This is a genomic window from Nostoc sp., from assembly GCF_036918015.1.
GTDB lineage: Bacteria > Cyanobacteriota > Cyanobacteriia > Cyanobacteriales > Nostocaceae > Nostoc.
Genome location: NZ_JBALEO010000068.1, coordinates 85,021 through 96,491, shown reverse-complemented (window position 1 = coordinate 96,491; position 11,471 = coordinate 85,021). Strand labels below are relative to the sequence as shown.

Annotated in this window: 5 protein-coding genes; all 5 read left to right on the top strand. The window is 42.6% G+C overall.

Translation table 11 applies throughout. The features are described from left to right. The first annotated feature begins 170 nt into the window (after positions 1-170). Complete coding sequence (locus tag V7K61_RS17070) at positions 171-1,349, top strand: response regulator (RefSeq protein WP_335054886.1); 1,179 nt, start codon at positions 171-173, stop codon at positions 1,347-1,349. A 252-nt stretch (positions 1,350-1,601) separates the two neighbouring features. Further along, positions 1,602-1,967 carry a response regulator transcription factor gene (locus V7K61_RS17065; protein ID WP_069073698.1) on the top strand — a complete coding sequence of 122 codons (366 nt, stop codon included), beginning with the start codon at positions 1,602-1,604 and terminating at the stop codon, positions 1,965-1,967. A gap of 13 nt (positions 1,968-1,980) precedes the next feature. Then, positions 1,981-2,511, top strand: coding sequence for a chemotaxis protein CheW (locus V7K61_RS17060; protein WP_094352320.1), 531 nt, complete (start codon positions 1,981-1,983; stop codon positions 2,509-2,511). A gap of 14 nt (positions 2,512-2,525) precedes the next feature. Beyond that, positions 2,526-5,441 (top strand): methyl-accepting chemotaxis protein, encoded by a 2,916-nt coding sequence (locus tag V7K61_RS17055; RefSeq protein ID WP_335054884.1) that lies wholly within the window; start codon positions 2,526-2,528, stop codon positions 5,439-5,441. 83 nt (positions 5,442-5,524) lie between these two features. Continuing rightward, the gene (locus V7K61_RS17050; protein WP_335054882.1) at positions 5,525-11,281 is read left to right on the top strand and encodes a hybrid sensor histidine kinase/response regulator; all 5,757 of its coding nucleotides are present in this window, start codon (positions 5,525-5,527) and stop codon (positions 11,279-11,281) included. Positions 11,282-11,471 lie beyond the last annotated feature (190 nt).

Below are 11,471 nucleotides of genomic sequence, written 5' to 3'. Positions count from 1 at the left end.
GCTTTGTCAAAGTGTATTACGAAAGATGAAGGTTTATAGCTTAATATATTGCCTAATGACAATCAGAATAAAGTAAAAATCTTTTCAATACTCCATAATCAATACTTAAAGAAGAAGTCATAATTCACGATTCCGAACTCAGCAATACTTAAGGAGTACTTTTTAGCTAAATGCAGGGAAATTTAAATGAAATTGATATTTGCAGTATCCTGCAATTGATTGAATTGGGACAGCGAACAGGGCAACTATGGGTAGAAGCTTATAGCTCTCACCATAACAACAAACTGGGTGGAGATGGAGCAAACATTTATCGCCCTAAACAACAGTCTTGGTTCGTCTTTTTCGTGAATGGTCAAATTATTTATTGCCAAGAAGGCGAGAGTAGTTTATCCAGAATTAGCGATTATTTACGTCATTATCGACTTGAGATGCGACTCACCGACAAACAAATTGCCACCCTACCACCAACCGACGCGCCAGAGTATGCCTATCTTTGGTCACTCTTGGAGCGGAATATCATTAACCCAAAGATAGCTGGTAGTATCATCTACGGTTTGGTGCATGAAACTCTCTTTGATTTGCTGAGTTTACGCCAAGGTAACTTCATTTTCCATCAGGGTGCAGCACTTGCCCCGCAATTAAACACTTATGAGATTTCTCCACTGGTGACAAAAATCACCAAGCAGCTGCAACAGTGGAAGCAACTCTATCCACACATTCAGTCTCCAGAACAATTGCCAGTACTATCTGACAAAGTTCAGCTACAATCTTCTTTACCAGAAGCAACCGTGAATAAGCTACAACATTGGGCTGATGGTAAAACATCCTTGCGACAACTAGCTCGCCATCTCAACCGAGACATTTTGACAGTCGCTAAGGCAATATATCCTTATGTGCAACAAAGTTGGCTACAACTAGTATATTCAGAGACTAATCACCAAGGTAAACACACGGATAGCTGGGAATTGAAAGAAAAACCAATGGGGCGGATAGTATGTATTGACGATGCGATCGCCATCGGTGAGACTATAAATTCCATCCTACAACCACAAGGTTATGAAGCGATCGCTCTCACCAATCCCTTAGAAGCACTGAGTCTGGTTTTTCAACTCAAACCGGATTTAATTTTATGCGACATTGCCATGTCGGAATTAGAAGGGTACGAGGTTTGCGCCATGCTGCGACATTCAACAGCATTTCGGCTCACACCGATTATCATGCTTACTGGGAAAGATGGGTTTATGGATCGAGTCAAAGCTAGGATGGTCGGGGCAACAGATTATTTGACAAAGCCGTTTACAGATACTGAGTTACTTATGCTCGTAGAAAAATATATCAACAACCAATGAAAATTGGGCATAGGGCATTAATTATTTTTCCCTCATCTCTCTCACCTATGAAGCATATAAAGAGATCAAAGATTTGTTGATCTACTAAAAGATGAGTTAAAAGATGTTATCACAGAGTCAGTTAACTGAGTAAAACGTCAATCTCCGGGAAAATAGTGAAGGCATAAAATTAATTTATACAGTTAATACTTGCGGAGGAATCAGGGAATGTTCCAATTAGGAACGTCTAAATCAGGAGGTAAATAGACAATTATGAGCACAGTTCTGATTGTGGAAGACAGTATAGCGCAAAGGGAGATGATTACAGACCTCCTGAAAGCAACTGGCCTAACAGTTACCCATGCTAGTGATGGATTAGAAGCATTAGAGGCAATTCAAATAGCACCTCCAGATTTAGTGGTATTAGATATTGTCATGCCCCGAATGAACGGCTACGAAGTTTGTCGGCGGTTAAAATCCGATCCAAAAACCCAAAATGTCCCAGTGGTTATGTGTTCTTCTAAAGGTGAAGAATTCGATCGCTATTGGGGTATGAAGCAGGGTGCAGACGCTTACATAGCCAAACCGTTTCAACCAACCGAGTTGGTAGGAACAGTCAAACAACTGCTGCGAGGATAAGGATAAAAACAACATGGTCAGCAAACCGGACTTTTTAAGTGGCAGCGGTCAAGACCACTTTCGACCAGAATTACAAGTAGAAAGTCCTGAAGGTGAGTTACATTTGAGGTTTTACATTCCCTCGCATCAGGAGTTTGCACTACAAGCAACTGGCATCCGAGAGGTAATTGAACTAAGTCCTGATAGAATCACCCCGATTCCTAATGCTTCTCCTTTACTTTTGGGTACTCTAAATTTACGAGGTCGAGTTATTTGGGTGGCCGACTTGGGTCAATTTCTGGGGGAAGCAGGTGCATTAAACACGGATAGAGCTGAAATTTCGGTGATTGCCATTGAAGAGCAAGACACAATAGTGGGTTTAGCAGTAGAGGAAATCGGTGGTATGGACTGGTTGGATGTCCAGAATCTGATGCCACCAACTAGTGTTCCAGATACGATGGCTCCCTTTTTACGTGGAGAGTGGTCATTAGGTGCTAAAAACAATCAGTGTCTACGACTGCTCGATCAAATGGCAATTGTACGAAGTGCTAGGTGGGCAGGATGAAATTGGAGGAGGAAATGGCAGCAAGTATTGATAATTACGAGCCAACATATCAACAGGCGATGACCGCCTATGTTCAAAGAAATTATGAGGTTGCGGCCACTTTAGTTGACCAAGTGGTGCAAAATTTACCAGATGACCCCAATACTCATTTGTTGAGGGGTCACATCTACTATGTTTTACAGCACTATGATGTAGCAAAAGAAGAATATCAACAGGTGTTAGGCTTGACTAACGATCGAGAAATTATTGGTTTTGCCAAGAATGGAATTGACAATATCAATCAATATTTAGAGTCATTTAGTGGGCAGATCGATCCATTAGAAAGTCAAGAGGAAATAAACTCTTCAGAAATATCCGATCCACTGGCATATAGCGAACCAGAATTAGAAGATTTAAGTGCTAATCAGCAGTTTGACAGCGAGAACCTTGATTTGAACTTTTTTGGAGAGCATCAAGAAAGTATGAATGGTGTTGAAGATACATCTTCAAAAAGTCCATTCGATCTGCCCACAGAAGATAGTATTGGAACAGAAAAAATCTCAGATTCTTCTATAGCTTTTGGTGATGACCCTTTTGCCATGAATGAAGAATCACAGGAACAAGAGTCAAATAAAAACTGGGAGGAGAACACAGAATTAGAGTTGCCTGCTTTTTGGCAGGAAAGTATCTCAGAAGAGATTTCCGAAGAATCATTAGCAAATAGTCAATTCTCAGATAATGGGATAAATTCTCCTTACGGAAATTCAAATATTGACAATAATAACTCTTCATCTGCTAATTCACAAACTGGTAATAACGAGAATAATTTCCCTGATTTGTTGAGTGAGGCAAACTCTCCATCTCAGAGTATGGGAAATTTAGAATATAAAAAATCTAGTTTTGGAGACGAAACTTTACTGATTGTTTCAGAAGAACCGAAAAATGATTCGCCAACAACAAATAACTTGTCTGAAACCGAATCCCATAGTTGGTTAACACCAAAAACAGTGGAGTCAGAATCAGATTTTCAGCCGAATTTACCCGATAATGAATCATCTTTTAATAGTAATTTACCTCGGCAGGAAAAGCAGTTTAAATCAGGCGAATTCATCGGTAAAAATAGCTTCGATGACGATGAAAATTTTGATATGGAAGCATTTGAGTCTGCCTTTGGCTCAGAGAGTTTAAACTCTTATGAAGACTCAAGCAATATACTAAATGGAGAAAATTCTAAGAGCAATATCGAGTTTTTAGATGACTTTGAGGAATTTGACGATTTAGGCAATATTCCAGGGTTTGACCTGATGGAAGGAGATTCTAACTTCGGTAATGCCGCAATGCATTCTGGTTCAGCAGAAACTAGTGATACTGGACGCCCACAAGTAGCGGAGGCTTTTGGAAGTAATTCAGCCGATCGCGAAGAAGAACTTTTCTCAATGACTGGTTCCCATGAAGCCGTTCCAGTCTTTAGTCAAACAGATATCTCCAAACTAGAACCCAATGTCAGCATTGAGCAAGGATGGTTAGCACCATTAGAAAATGCCTCCATCGAACGAAAACAATGGTTAATTGCTGGAAGTGTGGGCATAGTCTCGGCGCTGGTTGTAGCCACAGTTAGCTTTGTCGCCACCACATTTTCGCCACCCCAACAACGAGAAACAGTCAGAAACACCGGTTGGGCAATGTCACTAGCCGCTGGGATTGCAGGTTTTGCTACCGCAGGCTTCATGGGGAATCTGGCACTGAAACAAATTCGGCGCACAACTGATGACCTCCAAGCTCAGTTTGAGGCTGTACGTCAAGGAAATCTGAATGCTCAAGCTACAGTATATTCCGAAGATGAATTGGGGCATTTATCCACTGGCTTTAATGAAATGGCGCGGGTAATTTTCACAACCACAAGTGAAGCCCAACGCAAAGCCGATGAACAAGAGGAAGCCAAAGAAAACCTGCAACGTCAGGTGATCCGCCTCTTGGATGATGTAGAAGGTGCTGCCAGAGGCGATTTAACAGTCCAAGCGGAAGTCACAGCTGACGTACTGGGAGCCGTAGCTGACGCCTTTAACCTAACAATTCAAAACCTGCGGGATATCGTTCAACAGGTAAAAGTGGCAGCGAAGGATGTAACAAAAGGTGCAACCAACTCTGAAACCTTTGCCAGAGCCTTATCTAGTGATGCTTTGCGGCAAGCAGAAGAGTTGGCAGTAACGCTGAATTCTGTACAAGTAATGACCGACTCGATTCATCGGGTAGCAGAGGCGGCGCGAGAAGCCGAAACCGTCGCCCGTGATGCTAGTACGATCGCTATCAAGGGTGGAGAAGCAGTAGAAAATACCGTAGCAGGGATTTTAGAAATTCGAGAAACCGTTGCCGAAACCACTCGCAAAGTGAAGCGGTTGGCGGAATCTTCCCAAGAAATTTCTAAAATTGTGGCGTTGATTTCTCAAATTGCTTCCAGAACAAACTTACTGGCACTCAATGCTAGTATTGAGGCGGCAAGAGCGGGAGAAGCGGGACGCGGGTTTGCGATTGTAGCAGATGAAGTGCGCCAGCTAGCAGATAAATCTGCTAAATCCCTGAAGGAAATTGAACAAATTGTGATGCAAATCCAAAGCGAAACAGGCTCAGTAATGACCGCAATGGAAGAAGGCACACAACAAGTAATTAAAGGGACAAAATTGGCAGAAGAAGCCAAGCGATCGCTCGAAAACATTATTCAAGTGGCAAATCGCATCGATATTCTTGTGCGCTCCATTACCAGCGACACTGTGGAACAAACGGAAACCTCCCGCGCCGTTGCTCATGTAATGCAATCAGTAGAACTGACCGCCCAAGAAACTTCCCAAGAAGCACAGCGAGTTTCAGGTGCTCTACAACACTTAGTAGGTGTATCCCGTGACTTGATCGCCTCCGTTGAACGTTTCCGAGTGGAAACTATGGAAACCAGATAAATTGTCATTTGTCCTTTTTATTTGCCAATGACTAATGACCAATGACCAATGACCAATGACTAATGACTCTTGACTAAAAAACTATGCTGCCGGAACAACAACAGCGGATTTTGGGTTACTTTATCGAAGAAGCCAGGGATCACCTGAATACCATTGAGCAGGGCTTGCTGAATTTAGAGGGTACTCTAAACGACCCGGAAATGATCAGTGAGGTCTTCCGGGCGGCTCACTCCATCAAAGGAGGAGCGGCGATGCTTGGATTGACTAGCATCCAGCATACCTCCCACCGTCTGGAAGATTGTTTCAAAATTCTCAAAGATAATCCGGTTCAGATTGACCAAAAGCTAGAGTCTTTATTTCTTGGTGTCTCTGATACCCTAAAATCGCTGTTAGAGCATTTGAGTGGGCCTTATGGTCTTTCTGAAGATGCAGCTAATACTTTGATGTCAGAAACTGAGCCAGTCTTTCAATGGCTGTATCAGCATCTGGCACTACTTGTAGAACAAGCAAAGAGTGGAGTAGTCAACACTTCTGACGCCACAGAACTTACAACCTCTGTAGAGAATGTCTCCACACTTACAGAAATGTTCCTGCGGCGAGATATTCCCGATCTGGCAGAATACACCCATCAGGAATCTCCAGACTCGGTAGCACCCCAAAAGGCGCTAGACGCTCGCGCGCCAGTCACCGCTAAAGAAAATAATAACTGGAGCGAGTTTCAAGCCCAAGTGCTGCAAACACTGCGGGAAATGTTGCAATTATTTAAGCAAACTACAACACCTTCAACTCGGCAAAACCTCCAACAATGCTGTCACCAGTTAGTCAAACTTGGTGAAACTTGGAATTTGCCCAAATGGTGTGGTTTGTGTCAAGCAGCAGCCAGTGCGATCGGCAATCCCGAAAATACTTATCTGACTTTAGCTAAAATTGTCATTACCGAAATAAAACAAGCTCAAGAATTAGTTCTGCAAGGTAGAGAAGCCGAAATTGCAATTAGTCAGCAACTAGAAGCACTTTTAAGCTTTGCAGAAATTGAGTTATTAGAAATTACCCCTGATTTATTTGAAGAACAATCTCCGGTTTTGACAGAATCAGAGTCAATTCTATCTGGTGACACCAAGGCGTTAGCCCAGACAACTGAAGAACATAGCTATGCCAACGTCAAGGGCGATCGCCCCTCCCTTCAGTTACAAGGAACACCACTAAATGAAAGTAGAAACACTAGTCTTACTTTCACCACACATGACGAAGCACATCCAATCAGTAACAATCTCGATCCCAATGGGCCAGAGGTAGGAATAGCTGAGTTAAATACCCTTGCCGATTTATTTGATGGTGAGACTCCCGAACTAGATGAAAGCTGGCATCAAGAAGAAACCTTAGATATTGTTACTACCGATGACTTTGGAATTGATTTGAGCAGCACTGAGGCTGAAGATGCTCATAACGATTTATCTGACTTACTCTCCTTTAATGAGGATATAAGCAATGCACTACACCCAACAACCACAGCTACAACAGAAGATTTATCCCTGTTATTTGGCGACCATTTCCTAGAAAAAGATAATTCAGAACCGCAAAATCAACAAATATCTGCTACGCCTTTAGAGTTGAGCGATATTAACGAATTTGATATAAATTTAGACTCATCTTCTTCCGAGCTTTTACAAGATTTTATTGATATTTCTAGTGATACAAACCAGACTACTAGCGAGATTGTCCAAAATAGTGTAGTCGAAGATTTCTTGACACTGGAGTTAGATGATGATGAACTATTGCCAACAGGCGAAGTTACTCAACCAGAAACTGAGCCGTTCGCCAGTGTGGAACTATCTACTAACCAACAAAACAATTTTGATAACTTATTCTTAGAAACTAAAAATGCAAATTGGGTAGAAGAAATTACCCCTAGTGACTACATAGAATTACCCCAGTCAACAGACTTGTCTTTGGACAACCTGTTTGCTGAAATGGAAGAACAGCCACAACTATCCACAAGTGAACCAGAAATCAGTGATTTATTTGAGACACCTCCAGTAACAGAACCTGAGTTTTCTCAATCAGAAAACGATCTGAGCAACTTCTGGAACCAGGAAACCACAGAGGAAAAGGACGAATTCGATTCCTTGATTGAGCAGAATGTGGAAAGGGCGTTAGATGAAAGTTTGTTTACTGCGGCGGCTGATGACATTTTTGCTGATAATCAGCAATCCATATCTTCTCCTATAGCCAGTTTTGATATAGAAGAAGATTTTGATATTAATTTCCAGCATCAAGAAGAGCTAGATTTAATATCATCAGATTCTGGAGATAATTTATTTGATGAATTAACATCAAGTAGCTCAACTATTTCTCCTGTAATCAACGATACCTCCACGCCTGAAACGCTTTTGTTCGCACAGCATCCTGGAGAAGAAATTCTCAGACCGCAACAACCAGAATCTTTAGATTTTGTTCCAGAATTTGCTAATCAGACCCCAGAAATATCTGCTGTTGATCCGAAAGTTAATTCATTAGGCTCTTTCGATGAAAATCCGCAACTGCTGTTTGAAGATGTCGCTACAAATGAATTGACCTATATTCAGATGGACACCACAGAGAATATTGTGGATGAACTATCAGAAACTATCAGTTTTGGGGAAACTTCAGATTCAGCATCATTCCAAGCACAGCCAAGTGAATTGTTCGGTTCTTTCGATGAAAATCCGCAACTGCTGTTTGAAGATGTCGCTACAAATGAATTGACCTATATTCAGATGGACACCACAGAGAATATTGTGGATGAACTATCAGAAACTATCAGTTTTGGGGAAACTTCAGATTCAGCATCATTCCAAGCACAGCCAAGTGAATTGTTCGGTTCTTTCGATGAAAATCCGCAACTGCTGTTTGAAGATGTCGCTACAAATGAATTGACCTATATTCAGATGGACACCACAGAGAATATTGTGGATGAACTATCAGAAACTATCAGTTTTGGGGAAAATTCAGATTCAGCATCATTCCAAGCACAGCTAGATGATTTGTTCGACTCTGAGGATGTCGCTACAAATGAATTGACTTATATTCAGATGGAAACCACAGAGAATACTGTGGATGAACTATCAGAAACTATCAGTTTTAGGGAAACTTCAGATTCAGCATCATTCCAAGCACAGCCAAGTAAATTGTTCGGTTCTTTCGACGAAAATTCACAACTGCTGTTTGAAGATGTCGCTACAAATGAATTGACCTATATTCAGATGGACACCACAGAGAATACTGTGGATGAACTATCAGAAACTATCAGTTTTGAGGAAAATTCAGATTCAGCATCATTCCAAGCACAGCTAGGTGATTTGTTCGACTCTGAGGATTTCGCTATAAATGAATTGACCTATATTCAGATGGAAACCACAGAGAATACTGTGGATGAGCTATCAGAAACTATCAGTTTTGGGGAAAGTTCAGATTCAGCCCAGACAAGCCCAGAAGTTTTAGATACAGAGGAAAATAATAATTTAGAAACTACCTTTGAATTAACAACAGAAAACACCGTTGTTGAAAATAATTTATTGTTTACAGAAACCACTGAAATAGTTTCTCAAGAAGATGAATTTGCAGACTTGGCAGCATTATTAGGAGAGGAAGTAGCACCTATCCCCAAAGCGAAGAAGATACCAGAAGTAGATTTTGCTGCCCTGGAAGACTTGCTAAGTACAGATAACAACAGCGATGTCTATGACGGGCTACGCCAACGCCAGCCTTTCAACACTCAAGCAGTCTCAGCTAAAAATGCTATTCCATCACCACTTATAAAAGATGAATTTGGTGACTTAGAGAAATTGCTGGCAGAAGCGAATCAAACAATATCCCATTCTAGTGTAGGAAAATCGAACACCAGCCAAGCTAACCGTCCCTCTAGTCGTCGGGCTGCGAGATTTGAAGAAACGATGAAGGTTCCAGTTAAACAACTGGACGATATGAGTAATTTAGTTGGGGAGTTGGTGGTAAATCGCAATACCTTAGAGCAGGATCATGAACGACTACGACAGTCATTAGATAACTTGCTGATTCAGGTACAACAACTCTCAGATGTGGGTGCAAGGATGCAGGAGTTGTATGAGCGATCGCTACTAGAAGCGTCTCTATTAGCTGGACGCAAAAAGAAAGACCCCGGCGGCTTACAAGCCCCTGATTTTAATGCCGATCGGGGTTTTAGCGAACTAGAAATGGATCGTTTTACTCCCTTCCACACACTCTCACAGCAGATGATTGAACGCATTGTACGAGTGCGTGAGTCGGCTAGTGACATTGATTTTGTTACCGAAGAAACCGAACGAGTTGCAAGGCAGTTCCGCCAAGTAACCACCCAGCTACAAGAGGGATTAACTAGAGCGCGAATGGTGCCTTTTGCTCAAACTATCGATCGCTGGCGGCGAGGAGTGCGCGACAACGCCATCAAGTGTGGCAAACAAGTAGAGTTGCTGATCGAAGGTGGCGATACCTTAATTGACAAGATGATTTTGGATCATCTTACCGATCCGCTGACTCATATGTTGAATAATGCGATCGCTCACGGTATTGAAACGCCAGAAGAGAGGCAAGCTGCTGGTAAACCACCTGTAGGAATCATTACTATCCGTGCTTTCCACCAAGGCAACCAAACGATCATTTCCGTAGGCGATGATGGCGCAGGTATCGATTCCGCCAGGGTTAAGGCTAAGGCGGTGAAGATTGGCATGATTACAGAAGCGCAGGCAAAAGCGATGTCTCGTCTGGAAGTCTACGATCTGCTATTCCAGTCTGGTTTTACGATTAAAGACCAAGCCGATGAAATTTCTGGTCGTGGCGTGGGTATGGACGTAGTGCGCTCCGAGATTAGCGAAATTCGGGGAACAGTTAACACCGATTCTGCGATTGGCAAGGGAACCACCTTCACGATTCGTTTACCACTGACTCTGAGTATTTGTAAAGCTCTTTGCTGCGTCTCCGATCGCGCCAGGATCGCCTTCCCGATGGATGGTGTAGAAGATACGCTAGATATTCCAGTCAAAAATATTCAGCATGATGATAATGGGCAATCGTTTATTTCCTGGCGCGATACGGTGCTACCATTCCGACCCCTGAAGGAACTTTTAACCTTCAATCGCCAAATCAGTCGCGGTAATGTCTATGGCGGCACCAGAGATGATGATATGGTTTCTGTGGTTGTGGTGCGATCGGCAAATACCATGATTGCTCTACAGATTGACCTGGTGTTAAGCGAACAAGAAATTGTAATTAAGCAATTTGAAGGGCCAGCACCTAAACCAATTGGTGTTGCTGGTGCTACAGTCTTGGGTGATGGTCGGATTATGCCCATTGCTGACGTGCTAGAAATAATTGACATCTTCCAGGGACGGATTTCTACACAAGCTGGTGGCAATTCTTGGCAACAAAAACTCACTCCTCCAGATACCTCTCCCGCGAAGATTGACCCGACAGTGCTGATTGTCGATGACTCAATTACAGTCCGAGAATTACTATCCCTGACATTTAACAAAGCAGGTTATCGCGTAGAACAGGCACGTGACGGTCAGGAAGCTTGGGATAAACTCCGCTCTGGTCTGCCTTGCGATATCGTATTTTGCGATATTGAAATGCCCCGTTGCGATGGTCTGGAATTGCTCTCTCGCATCCAGAAAGACCCTAACCTCAACCACTTACCGATCGCAATGCTCACCTCGCGGGGTGCAGACAAGCACAGACAAATTGCCGCTCAACTCGGTGCTAGTGGCTACTTTACCAAGCCCTATCTCGAAGAAGCTCTACTTGAAGCCGCAACGCGGATGCTGAAAGGAGAGAAACTCGTTAACTAAATCAACCAAAAGATTTAGATTTGAGGAAAAACTCATACACGCTTCTACCTGCGTTAAAGCTAATACTATAGCGGTTCTCGCTTGGGTGCAGTACAGTTTTGACCTCTCTCCTAAAAGGAGAGAGGCTTTGAATTTTGCTCCCCTTCCCTTGCAGGGAAGGGGCTGGGGGTTAGGTCTGTATTCCATGCAA